Here is a 13,816-nt window from a genome sequence, read left to right as displayed (position 1 = left end):
CGTGAGCGGCATGAGCTGCCTCTTCTGCCGCATCGTCACCGGTGAGGAGCCGGCCCACCTGGTGCTGGAGCGGGAGGACGTCGTCGGCTTCCTCGACACGCGACCGGTGTTCAAGGGCCACGTGCTGCTCGTGCCCCGGCGGCACGTCGACACCCTCACCGAGCTGCCCGACGACCTCGTCGTGCCGCTCTTCGGCGCCGCCCGCGAGGTCGCGGCCGCGGTGCGCACGGCGCTGGGTGCCCAGGGCAGCTTCGTGGCGATGAACAACGTCGTCAGCCAGTCGGTGCCGCACCTGCACGTGCACGTGGTGCCGAGGACCAAGGGCGACGGTCTGCGCGGCTTCTTCTGGCCCAGGACCAGGTATGCCGACGACGGCGAGGCCGCCGACCACGCCGCCCGGCTGCGCGAGGCCCTGGAGGCGACCGCCTAGGCCTGGTCGGTCCCGCGCAGCCCCGCGAGCTCGGCCCGCAGCTCGCGGACCTGCTCGGTGAGCTCGGCGAGGTCGGCCGCGGTGGCCGGCTGCCGGGTGGGGTCGGGCTCGGCGATCCGCTCGAGCAGCCACGACGCTAAGCTGGCCGTGACGATGCCGAGCAGCGCGATGCCGCACAGCATGAGACCGACCGCGAAGAGACGCCCCTCGCCGGTGACCGGGGCGTAGTCGCCGTAGCCCACCGTGGTGATGGTCACGAAGGACCACCACAGCGACTCCTGCCACGTCTGGATGCTCGCGTCCGGGTGGCCCCGCTCGGCGTTGAGGACCGCCAGGGAGGAGATGGTGACGACCAGGAGGGTGGCGGTCGTGACGTAGAGCGCCACGTGGCCGCGCAGCTTCTCCCCGGCCACCTGGTGCACGAAGGACAGCGCCGCGACCAGGCGCAGCGGCCGCAGGGCGGGCAGCGCCACCGCGGCGAGGTCGAGCGGGTGCCTGCGGACGAAGGCCCACCGGCGGGGCGCCACCGCGAGACGGTAGGCGTAGTCGACGACGAACACCCCCCAGATGACGTCCTGGACCACCATGGAGGTCCGCCGCACGCCCGACGGCAGGCCCGGGTCGACGATGGGGATCGCGAAGGCCACGAGGAAGACGAGGGCGGCGATCATCAGGGGGGTCTGGGTGCGCGACTCCCAACGCTCCAGGCGGTTCATGCCCGCCATGATCCCAGGCCGCGCGGGTCACGCCCGGGAGCGCGGCCGCGGGCAGGACTGTCGGTGCGGTGTGCGAGGCTGGGCCGCGCCGGAGGAGGTGGAGCGGATGCTGGTGCTGGGGCCGCAACAGGTGGTGTGGAGCCCGTCGGACCTGCGCGCGGCGCTGGGCTGCGAGTACGCCTTCCTGCGCCACGTCGACGGTGTGCTCGGCCGCCGTCCGCCCGCCGAGCCGGCGCGGGACCCGATGCGCGAGCTGCTGTCCCGGCTGGGGGACCGGCACGAGGCCGAGCTGCTCACGGCATACCGGGACCGGGGCGGGCTCCTCGAGCTGGCGCGGCCGGCGCCGCCGCTGTCGGCGGGGTCGCTGCGCGAGGCCGCCGACGCGACCCGCGCCGCGCTCACCGGCGGGGCCCGGGCGGTCTCCCAGGCCTGCTTCTTCGACGGCCGCATGCTGGGCTACGCCGACGTCCTCGAGCGCACGGACGACGGCTGGCGGGTGTGTGACGCCAAGCTCGCCCGCTCGGAGTCGGCGCTGGCGCTGGTGCAGCTCGGCGCCTACGCCGAGCAGCTGGGGCGCACGGGGGTGCCCGTGTCGGCCACCGCCAGCCTGCTGCTCGGCTCCGGCGAGCGCCGGGACCTGCCGACGAGCGACCTCGTCTCGGTGTTCGCGGAGGTGCGCGGTCGGTTCGAGCCGTTCCTGCGCGCCCACCTGGAGGGCGGCTCGGCGGTGCGCTGGGGCGACGACCGGTATGCCGTGTGCGGGCGCTGCGAGGAGTGCGTGGCCGCGGCGGCCGCCGCGGACGACGTGCTGCTGGTCGCCGGGGTGGACTCGCGCAGACGGGGGCAGCTGCGGGCAGCCGGCCTCACCACGGTGCGCGACCTGGCCGACGCGCCGGCCCTGCCGGAGGACATGGCGCCGGCGACCTTCGAGCGGCTCCGCGACCAGGCGGTGCTGCAGGCCGGTGCCGCCGCCGGTGGCACCGGCCACCGCCTGACCGGTGCGGCGGCACAGACCCTCGCCCTGCTGCCCGCGCCCAGCGAGGGCGACCTCTTCTTCGACTTCGAGGGCGACCCGCACTACGACGAGGGGGACCGCGGCCGGGCCGGGCTGCAGTACCTCTGGGGCGCGGTCGATGCGGCCGGTCGCTACACCCCGACCTGGGCCCACTCCTTCGCCGCCGAGCGCGCGGCGTTCGCCGCCTTCGTCGACGACCTGGCGCGACGTCGCGAGCGGTGGCCGGACCTGCACGTCTACCACTACGCCCCCTACGAGACCAACGCCCTCAAGGCCATGGCCATGCGCTACCGGGTGCGCGAGGAGGAGCTGGACGACCTGCTGCGGGCGGAGGTCTTCGTCGACCTCTACGCCGTCGTGCGCGGCTCGGTCCTCGTCGCCGCGCCGTCCTACAGCATCAAGAAGCTCGAGCCGCTCTACATGGGTGCCGACCTGCGGTCCGAGGACGGCGTGAGCACCGGTGACGCCTCGATCCTGGCCTACCACGAGTTCCGCTCCCTGCAGGACGTCGACCCGCAGCTGGCGACCCGCCGCCTGGACGAGCTGGCCGACTACAACCGCTACGACTGCCTCTCCACCCTGCGGCTGCGCGACTGGCTGCTGGAGCGGGCCGAGGAGGCCGGGGTGCGCGACCGCGTCGTCCCCCGGGTGCTCACCCCGCCGGCGCGCGAGAGCGCCGTGTCGCAGGGTGAGCTCGAGGACGCCCTGCAGGCGCGGGCGGGGGACGGGCCGGCGGAGGACCGGTCGCCCGAGCAGCAGGCGTGGGCCATGCTGGCCACGGCCATCGGCTACCACCGGCGGGAGGACAAGCAGTTCTGGTGGGGCCACTTCGACCGGCTGCAGCACCCGCTGGAGAGCTGGGCGCGCACCCGGGACGTCTTCGCGGTCGAGTCCGCCGAGGTGGTGGCCGACTGGGCTCCGCCGGGAGGCAAGGCCCGCAGCTGGCGGCGCACCCTGCGGCTGGTGGGCGACTGGGGGCCGGGGAGCACGGCGCGGAAGGCCCAGGTGGTCTACGCCGCACCCGGGCCGGTCCGGGCGGAGGGCCCGGACGGGGCGCCCTACGCCGCGGCCCGCTGCGACAGGATCGAGGTCGACCCCGACGACCCGCGCGTGGTGCACCTCGTCGAGGCGCGCCCGCCCGACGACGTCTTCGCCGACCTCCCGGTCGCCCTCGCCCCGGACTCCCCGCCCCGGCCCGACCCCATCCCGCAGGCCATCGCCGGGGTGGCCACCGAGGCCCTCGCGCGTGGGGCGCTGCCCGCCGGCGCAGCCTTCGACCTGCTCGCCCGCCGTCTGCCACGGCTGCGCGACGGCGGCCGGCTCCCGCACGGCGCGGCGTCCGGGCCGGGCGAGGACCTCGTCGCGGCACTGCTGGCGATGGACGACTCCTACGTCGCCGTCCAGGGCCCGCCGGGGACCGGCAAGACCTGGACCGGCTCGCGGGTCATCCGGCGGCTGGTGGAGGAGCACGGCTGGCGGGTCGGCGTGGTCGCGCAGTCGCACCACGTCGTCGAGAACGTCCTGGGTGCGGTCGTCCGGGCGGGGCTCGACACCGGGCTGGTCGGGAAGTCCGAGGCCAGGACCGCAGACCCGCCATGGACCGAGCTCAAGGACAGCCCGGCCGCGCGCGCCGCCTACCTCGATGAGCACCGGGGGACCGGGTGCGTCCTGGGCGGCACCGCCTGGACCTTCTCCCACCCCGACCTCGTCGAGCCCGGTGGCCTGGACCTGCTCGTCGTCGACGAGGCGGGGCAGTTCGCCCTCGCGCCGACGGTCGGCGCCGCCCGGTCCGCGCGCCGGCTGCTCCTGCTGGGCGACCCGCAGCAGCTGCCGCAGGTCAGCCAGGGCACGCACGCCGAGCCCGTGGACGAGTCGGCCCTGGGCTGGGTCATGGGCGGGGAGCCGACGCTGCCCCCGGAGCGGGGCTACTTCCTCGAGCGCACCTACCGCATGCACCCGGCAGTCACCGCCGCCGTGTCCGAGCTGGCCTACGCCGGTCAGCTGGGCGCCGCGGAGCCGCCTGCGCGGCGCGACCTGGACGGCGTCGCCCCCGGGCTGGACGTGGTGCGGCTCGAGCACCGGGGCAACCGCACCGAGTCCCCCGAGGAGGCCGACGAGGTGGTCCGGCAGGTGCAGGCCCACCTGGGCCTGACGTGGACCGACCCCGAGGACCCGGCCGGGCCGCGGAGGACCGGCCAGCGCGACGTCCTCGTCGTCGCGCCCTTCAACGCCCAGGTCGCGCTCGTCCGGCGATCTCTGGCCCAGGCCGGGCTGGACGAGGTGCGGGTGGGCACGGTCGACGCGTTCCAGGGGCAGGAGGCCGTCGTCGCGATCCTGTCGATGACCGCGTCGTCGGCTGCCGACGTGCCCCGCGGCATGGGTTTCCTGCTGAGCCGCAACCGTCTCAACGTCGCGATCTCGCGAGCCCAGTGGAAGGCGGTGCTCATCCGGTCCGCGGCGCTCACCGCGCACCTGCCGTCCAGCCCGGGCGCCGTGCTCCAGCTGGGCGCCTTCATCAGCCTGTGCGGCACGCCGTTGGGTGCTGGCGCCGTGCCCGAGCCCGTGGGCTGAGGGTGGACCGCTACGGCGCGCTCACCGCCCGCACCTACGACCTGCTGTCCGGTGAGCCGGTGTATGCCGTGGGCCGGCACCTCGGCATCCGGGCCCTGGGGCTGTCGCCCGGGCAGCGGGTCCTCGACGTCGGGTGCGGGACGGGCCTCAACCTGCCGCTCCTGCTGCGCGAGGTCGGCCCGAGCGGTCACGTCGTGGGTGTAGACCGCAGCGCCGCGATGCTGGACGCGGCCCGGCGCAAGGCGGCCCCACCGGGCCCGGCCGACGGCTCCGGCGGCGGGACGGTGCGGCTGGTGCAGGGCGACATGGCCGACGAGGGCGTGCTCCGCGCGGCGGCCGGGGGGCAGCCCTTCGACGCCGTGGTGGCCACCTACGCCCTCTCGCTCGCCCCGGACCCCTCCCGGGTGTGGCGGGCCCTCACCACGGTGCTGGCGCCGGGTGCGGGCGTCGCGGTCGTCGACATGGCCCGCCCCACCGGGATCGCGGCCTGGGCGGCACCGCTGGCCCGGCTCGCGTGCTGGCTCGGCGGCGCCGACATCGACGCCCATGCCTGGACCGTCGTCCAGCCAGAGCTGGAGGCCGCCCGCTCGTGGAGCCGTCGAGGCGGTCACGTCCGGGTCGTGGTCGGCACGTGGCGCTGAGCCGCGGGCGCACCGTGGTCACGTCGGCCTGGTGGCGCGGAGCCGTCCGGATGAGCCGCCCCGACCAGGTGCTGCTCATCCTCGTCGTCCTCGCCGTGGGCCGGGCCGCGGGTGCGTCCGGCTCCCTCGGGGCGGCGGCGGCGCTCCCGGTGGCCGGCACGGTCCTCACCGCCGTGGTGGTCGCCGCGGTCGCGACCAGCGTGCACGTGGTCAACGAGTTCGCCGACGTGGTGACGGACTCCCGCACCGTGCGCACCCGGTTCTCCGGCGGCAGCGGCGCGCTGGCCGAGCTCGGGCTGCCGGCGGTGTTCGCGTGGCGGGTCGCCGTCGGGGCGGCCGTCGTCGCGGCGACGCTGACGGCCCTCGGCCTGATCTCCGGCCACCTGACGGGGCGGGTGGCCGGGCTGCTCCTGCTCGGCCTGGTGGGGGGCTGGGCCTACTCCGTCGGTCCGTGGCCGTTCTCACGGCACGGGTGGGGCGAGGTGGCCAACGCGCTGCTCGGCGGCCTGCTGCTGCCGGCCACCGGGGCCGTGACCGCCGGGGCCGCCCTCGGGCCCGCGGCGCTCGCCTTCGTGCCCTTCGCCCTCATCACCCTCGTCAACCTGCTCGAGACGCAGTGGGCCGACCGGGAGGCCGACCGGTCGGCGGGCAAGCACACTCTCGCCTCCCGGCTGGCTCCGAGCTCGCTGCGGCGCCTCGGGGGAGCGGCGGCGCTCACGGCATACGCCCTCAGCATGGCGGTCCACCCGTGGCCGGTCGCGGTGGCCGGGCTCCTCGCGGTCCCGCTGTCGGTGCTCGGCGTCCGGCGGCTGGGGGGCGGGCCCCCCGGCCCGTCCGTCGCCGCCATGGTCGCCGTCCTGCTCCTGCAGGGGGCGGCGTGGTGGTTCCTCCGGTGAGCCGACGCCGCCGTGCCGGCCCGCAGGCCGTCTGACAGCCGCCACGTCAGCTGTGAGCCCCTGAGGTCGACTGACAGCCTGTTCGAGGAGGCTGTCAGATGACGAACCGGCGCAAGGACGACATACCGGCTGGCGGACAGGACCCACCGGACACGCCGGAGGGCAGACAGCTCGTTCCTCGCTGCCTGCCCTCCGCTGACGCGCTTCGTCAGATGTCGAAGTACATCTCGAACTCGTGCGGGTGCGGCCGTAGCCGGGTCGGCTGGATCTCGTTGGCGCGCTTGTAGTCCACCCAGGCGCCGAGCAGGTCCTCGGTGAAGACCTCGCCCTCGGTGAGGAAGGCGTGGTCGTCCTCGAGCGCGTTGAGCACGTCCGGCAGGTTGGTCGGGAGCTGGTCGATGTCGGCCATCTCCTCCGGCGGGAGCTCGTAGAGGTCCTTGTCCACCGGCTCCGGCGGCTCGATCCGGTTCTTGATGCCGTCCAGGCCGGCCATGAGCTGGGCCGAGAAGGCCAGGTAGGGGTTGGCCGAGGGGTCCGGCACGCGGTACTCCACGCGCTTGGCCTTGGCCGACGCCCCGGTGATCGGGATCCGGACGCAGGCCGAGCGGTTGCGGGCCGAGTAGACCAGGTTGATCGGCGCCTCGAAGCCCGGCACCAGACGGTGGTAGGAGTTCAGCGAGGGGTTGGTGAAGGCCAGCAGCGCGGGGCCGTGCGCCAGCAGGCCACCGATGTACCACCGGGCGATGTCGGACAGGCCGCCGTAGCCGTTCTCGTCGTAGAACAGCGGCTCGCCGTCCTTCCACAGGCTCTGGTGGGTGTGCATGCCCGAGCCGTTGTCCCCGAAGACCGGCTTCGGCATGAAGGTCGCCGTCTTGCCCGCCGCCCACGCGGTGTTCTTGATGACGTACTTGAACTTCATCAGGTCGTCGCCGGAGTGCAGCAGGGTGTTGAACCGGTAGTTGATCTCCTGCTGGCCCGCGGTGCCGACCTCGTGGTGGGCGCGCTCGACGTCGAGGCCGACCGTGTCGAGGTTGAGCACCATGCGGTCCCGGATGTCGGCGAAGTGGTCCACCGGCGGGACCGGGAAGTAGCCACCCTTGAAGCGCGGCTTGTAGCCGCGGTTGCCGCCGTCCTCGGCGCGACCGGTGTTCCAGGCCGCCTCGACCGAGTCGATGTGGTAGTACCCACCGCTGGGGCCGGTGGCGAAGCGCACGTCGTCGAAGACGTAGAACTCGGCCTCAGCACCGAAGTATGCGGTGTCGGCGATCCCCGTCGAGCGCAGGTGCTCCTCGGCCCGGCGGGCGATCTGCCGCGGGTCGCGCTCGTAGGGCTCGTCGGTGAACGGGTCGACGATCGAGAAGTTCATGATGAGCGTCTTCTCGACGCGGAACGGGTCGACGTAGGCCGTCTGCGGGTCCGGGATGAGCTTCATGTCCGACTCGTGGATGGACTTGAAGCCGCGGATCGACGAGCCGTCGAACATCTGGCCGGTGTCGAACGCGTCCTGGTCGAAGGTCGCGGCCGGCACGTTGAAGTGCTGCATGACGCCGGGCAGGTCGCAGAACCTGATGTCGATGAACTTGACGTCCTCGTCCTTGATGTAGGCGAGCACTTCGTCGGCATTGCTGAACATGGAGTTCCTCCTGTCGCGGACCGGGCGACGACTCGGGGTTTCGGGTCCGGTGACCCTTAACCTACGGGGAGGTGGTTTCCGCTGGGTCACTCGGGTGTTACGCCGGTGTTACGCACGGCCTCACGAGCCCTCGTCCGGCTCACCGCGCCCGGTCCGTCGGCCGGAATACCGACCGACGGGGTTCAGCGCCCGCGGAGCGCGCGGCGGCTCGCCCGCGGCGGCCGGGTCGGGTCCATGCCCGCCGGGATGGCCGGTTTGTTGCGGCTGCCCAGGGCCTTCATGCGCTGCTGGACGACGAGGGCCTCGTCGTTGCTCAGCTGCTTGGGGTACTTCTTGATGGTCTTGACGACCTCGCGCAGGGGCGTCTGGCCCTCCCCCTTGCCCACGGAGATGGTGTGCACCGGCACCTCCTGGCCCACGACCCGGGACACCTTGCGCTCCTCGGCCTTGACCAGGCGCTGCGCCGAGCCGCGCGGACCCTCGGAGATGAGCACGACGCCGGGGCGACCGACGGCACGGAAGACCATCGCTGCGTTGTTGAGATCACGCATACCCCGGACCTGGCCACCGGCCTCGGCGGCCACCGGCTCCTGGTCGTAGTACCAGCCGCGGCGCAGCTGCTGGAGCACCGCGGAGGCGGCCCCGGGCTGGCCCTCGATCTGGGCGAAGGCGGCCCGCTCGGCCTTGCGGCCCAGCACGATGACGGCGGCCAGCAGCGCCATGGGCACGCCCAGGATGAGGACGTAGACCACCTGGTCGAGCCACAGCCCGACGAGCAGGGCGACGACGAGCACCGCCAGTGCCGCCAGCGCCATCCACCAGACGGCCGCCGGGTCCGCCTTGCGGGTCATCGCGAAGACCTGACGGACCTGGGCGATGCGACCCGGGTTGTTCGGGTCCTTGGGCTTGCGCCTGCGCCCGAAACGGCGCTTCTTCGGCTCGGGCTCGGTGGTGGCGGAGGACGAGGACATGAGGATCAGGATACGTGTGCGCGGGACAGCTCCCGACGCTCCTGCGCCGCCACCAGCGAGGCGGCCTCCTGACGCGCGGGGATGTCCGCCTCGGCCTGCTGGGCGAGGTGCGACAGGTGGCCGGGCACCTCGCGTCCCCACCGGCGCATGGCCTGGGCGTAGAGCTTGCCGGCCCGGTAGGAGCTGCGCACCAGCGGCCCGGCCATGACCCCCTTGAAGCCGATCTCCTCGGCGCGCTCGGACCAGTGGACGAACTCCTGCGGCTTGACCCACCGGTCGATGGGGTGGTGCAGCTTGGAGGGCCGGAGGTACTGCGTGATCGTGAGGATGTCGCACCCGGCGTCGTGCAGGTCCTGCATCGCCTGGTCGATCTCCTCCTCCGTCTCGCCCATCCCGAGGATGAGGTTGGACTTGGTCACCAGCTCGTTGTCCCGGGCCATCGACAGCACCCGCAACGACTTGTCGTAGGTGAACGCGGGGCGGATCTTCTTGAAGATCCGCGGCACCGTCTCGAGGTTGTGTGCGAAGACCTCGGGTCGGGCGTCGAACACCTGCTGGACCAGCTCGGGCACCGCGCCGAAGTCGGGAGGGAGGATCTCCACGCCGGTGCTCGGGTTGAGCTCGTGCACCTTGCGGATGACCTCGGCGTAGAGCCACGCCGCGCCGTCCTTCTGGTCGTCCCGCGCGACCCCGGTGATGGTGGCGTAGCGCAGCTCCATCGTCCGGATGGACTCGGCGACCTTGCGCGGCTCCTCCCGGTCCAGCGGCAGCGGCCGCCCGGTCGAGATGTCGCAGAAGTCGCAGCGGCGGGTGCAGATGTCACCGCCGATGAGGAAGGTCGCCTCGCGGTCCTCCCAGCACTCGAAGATGTTGGGGCACCCCGCCTCCTGGCAGACGGTGTGCAGTCCACCGCTCTTCACCATGGAGTGCAGCTCCTGGTACTCCGGGCCCATCTTGGCGGTGGTCCGGATCCAGTCGGGCTTGCGCTCGATCGGCGTCTCGGCGTTGCGCGCCTCGACGCGCAGCAGTCGACGGCCCTCCGGTGCGACGGTCACAGGTGCTCCCTCTGGTTCGGTTCGTTGTCACAGGTGACAACGCGTGCACCCCTCCAGGGTATGCCCCGTCCGCGCGGCCGCACCCGGCGCCCGGGTCAGTCGACGTCGCTGCGCACGAACCTCCACAGGGCGAGCCCGAGGACGACCAGCACGACCACCACGAGGGTGGTGGCGGACTGGGCGAAGCTGAGCCGCTCCACGACCTCCCGGCACTCCCCGGTCGGCCCCCAGCAGTCCTCGACCACCCTCCACTCGGTGCCGTTCTCGATGAAGCCCCGGACGTTGTTGCTGAGCAGGAAGCGCGAGGCGCGGCTCACCGTGCTCCCGAGGATGGCCTCGACCACAGCCAGGTAGCCCACCAGCACGCCCACGACCACCGCGCTGTGCCGCACGAGGAAGCCGGCGCCCGCACCGAGGGCACCGGCCAGCAGCCCGGCCCCCAGGATCCGCACCACCGCCCAGGCGAGGGCGACCCAGACCTCGCTGCTGCCGCCCCCGTCGATCCCGTGCCAGCGGAAGACGGCGGGCACCCCGAGCAGGACCAGGCCGACGCCGACGCCCACCACGGGCACGGAGACCAGGGCGGCGGCCAGCACCTTGGAGGTGAAGACGAGACCGCGACGGGGCACGAAGGTCAGCCACGAACCCATGGTGCGGTGGGTGAACTCGGCGGCGACGTGCGTGGAGCCGACCAGCAGCGCCAGCAGGAGGAAGGGGTAGGCGAGGGTCACCAGCAGCTCGTCGTACTGCGCGGCGAGCGAGGGCATCGCGCCGTACATGCTCTCGGGGGTGGGGGGGCGCAGCTGCTCGCACCCGAAGTCGACCGAGCCGTCGCCGCTGAGCCGCCGCTCCTCCTCCTGCTGCTGCAGACAGGTGGCCCGCTCCTGCTCGCCGTTCTCCTCCCACCACTCCAGCTGCTGCTGGAACATGACGTCGGCGCCGCTGCGGGCCCGCTCCAGCTGGACCGCGTGCTGGTAGACGGTGAACAGGGCGAACCCGGCGACGAGGACGCTGGCCACGAGCGCCAGCAGGACGATGCGGCGAGCGCGCAGCCGCTGCAGCTCGACGGCCACCAGGCGGGTCATGCCGCGCCTTCCTCGGGGGCGGCGGGGGTCACGCGTGCCGCGTCGTCCTCGGTGAGCTCGAGGAAGATCTGCTCCAGGCCCCTCCGGCTCGGCACGAGGCGCTCCACCCACAGCCCCTGCCCGGCGAGCAGCCGGGTGATCTCGGCCGGGTGCGCCCCGGTGACCGTCAGCAGGCCGGCGACGTCGTCGTCCTCGCGCCGGGCCAGCGCGTCGGCCGCGTCCTGTCCCCGTGGCCGGGCGAGCCAGTCCGCCGCGAACCCCGCCTCGCGCAGGACCCGGACGGCGGCCCCGGGGTGGCGCACCCCGACCTCGACGGTCTCGCCCCCGGCGCCGATGAGCCCGGCCACCGATCCCTGGGCCAGCACGCGTCCGCGCCCGATGATCGAGACCGTGTCGGCGATCTGCTCGACCTCGGAGAGGATGTGGCTGCTGACCAGCACGGTGCGGCCCTGGTCGGCGAGCCGTCGCATGGTCGTGCGGATGTCGTGGATGCCCGCCGGGTCGAGCCCGTTGGTCGGCTCGTCGAAGATGAGCAGGTCCGGCGCCTTGAGCAGGGTGGCGGCGATCGCCAGGCGCTGCTTCATCCCCAGCGAGTAGCTGCGGAACGTGTCGTCCCCCCGGCCGCCCAGGCCGACCTCCTCCAGCACCTCGCCCACCCGGGTCGTCGGAGTGCCGATGGCCTCGGCCAGCAGGGTCAGGCTGCGGCGGGCGGTGAAGCCGGGGAAGAACTTCGGCGACTCGACGATGGCCCCGACCCGGTCGACCACCGCGGGCAGCTGCCGGGGCACCGGGGTGCCGAAGATGCGCATCTCCCCGGCGTCCGGGCGCACGAGGCCCAGCAGCATGCGGATCGTCGTCGTCTTGCCCGAGCCGTTGGGGCCGAGGAAGCCGTGCACGCCCCCCGTGGGGACGTCCATGTCGAGGCCGTGGACCGCGACCCGGCGACCCCGCACGGTGCGGTAGGTCTTGCGCAGCCCACGGATCGTCAGGGCCGGCCCCTCCTCGGTCAGCTGCGCCACGCTCACACGCCCTCCTCGCCTCCGTGGGCGCCCCCGCACCGGGGCACCCGCACGGGGACAGTCAACCGTGGCTGTGTCGCGCGGGCCGCGTCTGTTGCACGCGTGTCCGCGACTTCTTCCCGACGGTCAGCGACCGGGGGTGCCGGCCGCGCCCACCGGCGCCGACGCGGCCACGGGGGAGAGCACCCGGGCCAGGTGCTCCTCGACGAGCGGCAGCACCTCGGCCACCCCGACCGGCCGACCCACCTCGGCGGACAGCGAGGTCACCCCGGCGTCGGCGATGCCGCACGGGATGATGGTGTCGGCCCAGCCGAGGTCGCAGTCGCAGTTGAGGGCGAAGCCGTGCATCGTCACGTCCTGGCTCACCCGGATGCCGATGGCCCCGATCTTGCGCTCCGGGCGGTCGGCGTCGGCGCGCAGCCAGACGCCCGAGCGGCCCTCGACCCGGGTCGCCTCGACGCCGAGCGCGGCGCAGACCCCGATCATCATGTCCTCCAGGCGACGCACGTGCGCGACCACGTCGACGGGGGAGGGCAGCCGCACGATGGGGTAGCCCACCAGCTGTCCCGGTCCGTGCCAGGTGATCTTGCCGCCTCGGTCGACGTCCACCACCGGGGTGCCGTCCAGCGGCCGCTCGTGCGCCTCGGTGCGCTTGCCCGCCGTGTAGACCGCGGCGTGCTCCAGCAGCAGGACCGTGTCGGGCAGCTCACCGCTCACCACCCGTCGGTGGACCTCCCGCTGGTGCTCCCACGCCTGGACGTAGTCCACGAGGTCAGGGGCCAGACCGAGGTGCTCGAACCGCATACCTGCACTGTAGACCCCGCTCCTGCGGGGGCTGTGGACAACTCCTGCGCGGCTGCGGCCCGGCCGGGCACGCTGTCGGTATGACGATCCCCACCGTCCCCGGCTACGACCTGCTCGACCGGCTGGGGTCCGGGGGGAGCGGGCAGGTGTGGCGGGCGCGCCGCCGGGTGGACGGCCTCCCGGTCGCGGTCAAGCTGGTGCGGCCGGGCGCCGGGGACGCGGACGCGCTGACCGGGGTGCTCGCGGAGGCCGGGCTGCTGGCCGGTCTGCGGCACGAGCACGTGCTGCACCTCTACGACGTGCTCCCGCTCGGTGACCCCGGCGACCCGGTGGTGGCGGTCGTCACCCAGCTGGCGGCCGGGGGCTCGCTGGCCCAGGTCCTCCACCGTCGGCGGCTGCTGTCGCCCGGTGAGCTGGTGACGGTGCTGCACCCGATCTCCCGGGCCCTCGGCGACCTGCACCGGGCCGGGGTGGTCCACGGGGACGTCTCGCCGGGCAACCTGCTCTTCCGCAGCGACGGTATGCCGCTGCTCGGCGACCTGGGCACGGCGCGGGTGGCGGGGGAGCAGGGGCTGGCGGGCTGGGGCACCGACGCGCACGACGGGATGGTGGCGCCGGAGGTGCTCGAGGGTTTCCCGGCCGCCGCGGAGTCGGACGTCTACCAGCTCGGGGCGGTGGCCTGGCTGTGCCTCGTGGGCGAGCGTCCCGGGCCCGGCTTCGACCGGCCGACCCTGACCGAGGTCTCCCCGGCCCTGCCTCCCGCGCTGGTCGAGCTCGTGCAGGGCTGCATGGCGCCGCAGCCGGAGGACCGGCCCGCGGCCGACGACCTGCCGGCCGCCCTCCTGGCGCTCGTCGACCCGGTGCCGGTGAGGACCAGGGTGCGCAGCACCGACCAGTCGCCCAGACGCCCGCCGAGCCACGTCCCGACGATCGACACGACGCCGTACACGAGCAGGAAGACGGGCACCCACCGCTCGTCG

The 13,816-nt window shown here is 73.8% G+C and carries 12 protein-coding genes; 5 read left to right on the top strand and 7 right to left on the bottom strand.

The genetic code is table 11. The features are described 5' to 3' along the window. The first annotated feature begins 10 nt into the window (after nucleotides 1-10). Nucleotides 11-430: an HIT family protein gene (locus tag EUS26_RS15240; protein WP_130014686.1), complete on the top strand. Its 420-nt coding sequence runs from the start codon at nucleotides 11-13 to the stop codon at nucleotides 428-430. Here the strand turns inward: EUS26_RS15240 and EUS26_RS15235 are convergent. Next, the gene (locus EUS26_RS15235; RefSeq protein WP_202865174.1) at nucleotides 427-1,146 is read right to left on the bottom strand and encodes a potassium channel family protein; all 720 of its coding nucleotides are present in this window, start codon (nucleotides 1,144-1,146) and stop codon (nucleotides 427-429) included. The two genes, EUS26_RS15240 and EUS26_RS15235, sit on opposite strands and share 4 nt — an antisense overlap. Before the next feature lie 70 nt (nucleotides 1,147-1,216). On the opposite strand from EUS26_RS15235, the gene EUS26_RS15230 reads away from it, so the two are divergent. From EUS26_RS15230 to EUS26_RS15220, 3 genes are read left to right on the top strand one after another with little or no spacing between them, the layout of a single operon-like run. Further along, a complete protein-coding gene (locus EUS26_RS15230; RefSeq protein WP_238149025.1) occupies nucleotides 1,217-4,732 on the top strand; it encodes a TM0106 family RecB-like putative nuclease in 3,516 nt (1,171 codons plus the stop codon). A gap of 2 nt (nucleotides 4,733-4,734) precedes the next feature. Continuing rightward, nucleotides 4,735-5,373, top strand: coding sequence for a class I SAM-dependent methyltransferase (locus tag EUS26_RS15225; RefSeq protein ID WP_202865173.1), 639 nt, complete (start codon nucleotides 4,735-4,737; stop codon nucleotides 5,371-5,373). A gap of 50 nt (nucleotides 5,374-5,423) precedes the next feature. Continuing rightward, a complete protein-coding gene (locus EUS26_RS15220) occupies nucleotides 5,424-6,269 on the top strand; it encodes a UbiA family prenyltransferase (protein ID WP_202865172.1) in 846 nt (281 codons plus the stop codon). A gap of 208 nt (nucleotides 6,270-6,477) precedes the next feature. On the opposite strand, the gene glnA is transcribed toward EUS26_RS15220, so the two are convergent. From glnA to lipB, 6 genes are all read right to left on the bottom strand, one after another. After that, nucleotides 6,478-7,902 carry a type I glutamate--ammonia ligase gene (gene glnA, locus EUS26_RS15215; RefSeq protein WP_130014683.1) on the bottom strand — a complete coding sequence of 475 codons (1,425 nt, stop codon included), beginning with the start codon at nucleotides 7,900-7,902 and terminating at the stop codon, nucleotides 6,478-6,480. A gap of 182 nt (nucleotides 7,903-8,084) precedes the next feature. Beyond that, nucleotides 8,085-8,873 (bottom strand): DUF4191 domain-containing protein, encoded by a 789-nt coding sequence (locus EUS26_RS15210; RefSeq protein WP_130014682.1) that lies wholly within the window; start codon nucleotides 8,871-8,873, stop codon nucleotides 8,085-8,087. Between the two features lie 5 nt (nucleotides 8,874-8,878). Continuing rightward, nucleotides 8,879-9,928, bottom strand: a complete 1,050-nt coding sequence (gene lipA / locus EUS26_RS15205) for a lipoyl synthase (protein WP_130014681.1) — start codon at nucleotides 9,926-9,928, stop codon at nucleotides 8,879-8,881. Nucleotides 9,929-10,023: 95 nt separating this feature from the next. Further along, the gene (locus EUS26_RS15200; protein ID WP_130014680.1) at nucleotides 10,024-11,013 is read right to left on the bottom strand and encodes an ABC transporter permease subunit; all 990 of its coding nucleotides are present in this window, start codon (nucleotides 11,011-11,013) and stop codon (nucleotides 10,024-10,026) included. After that, on the bottom strand, nucleotides 11,010-12,038 hold the full coding sequence (locus tag EUS26_RS15195; protein WP_130014679.1) for an ABC transporter ATP-binding protein: 1,029 nt from the start codon (nucleotides 12,036-12,038) through the stop codon (nucleotides 11,010-11,012). Before EUS26_RS15195 ends, EUS26_RS15200 begins: the two co-directional genes overlap by 4 nt. 120 nt (nucleotides 12,039-12,158) lie before the next feature. After that, on the bottom strand, nucleotides 12,159-12,836 hold the full coding sequence (lipB, locus tag EUS26_RS15190) for a lipoyl(octanoyl) transferase LipB (protein WP_130014678.1): 678 nt from the start codon (nucleotides 12,834-12,836) through the stop codon (nucleotides 12,159-12,161). An 80-nt stretch (nucleotides 12,837-12,916) separates the two neighbouring features. Here lipB and EUS26_RS15185 point away from each other — a divergent pair. Next, nucleotides 12,917-13,816, top strand: a 900-nt coding sequence (locus EUS26_RS15185; RefSeq protein WP_130014677.1) for a serine/threonine-protein kinase, incomplete at its 3' end; no start/stop codon positions are given.

The organism is Serinicoccus sediminis, from assembly GCF_004153545.1.
GTDB classification, from domain to species: Bacteria; Actinomycetota; Actinomycetes; order Actinomycetales; family Dermatophilaceae; genus Ornithinicoccus; species Ornithinicoccus sediminis_A.
Note: the sequence above shows the minus strand (reverse complement) of the source record. Positions and strands in the feature narration are given on the sequence as shown.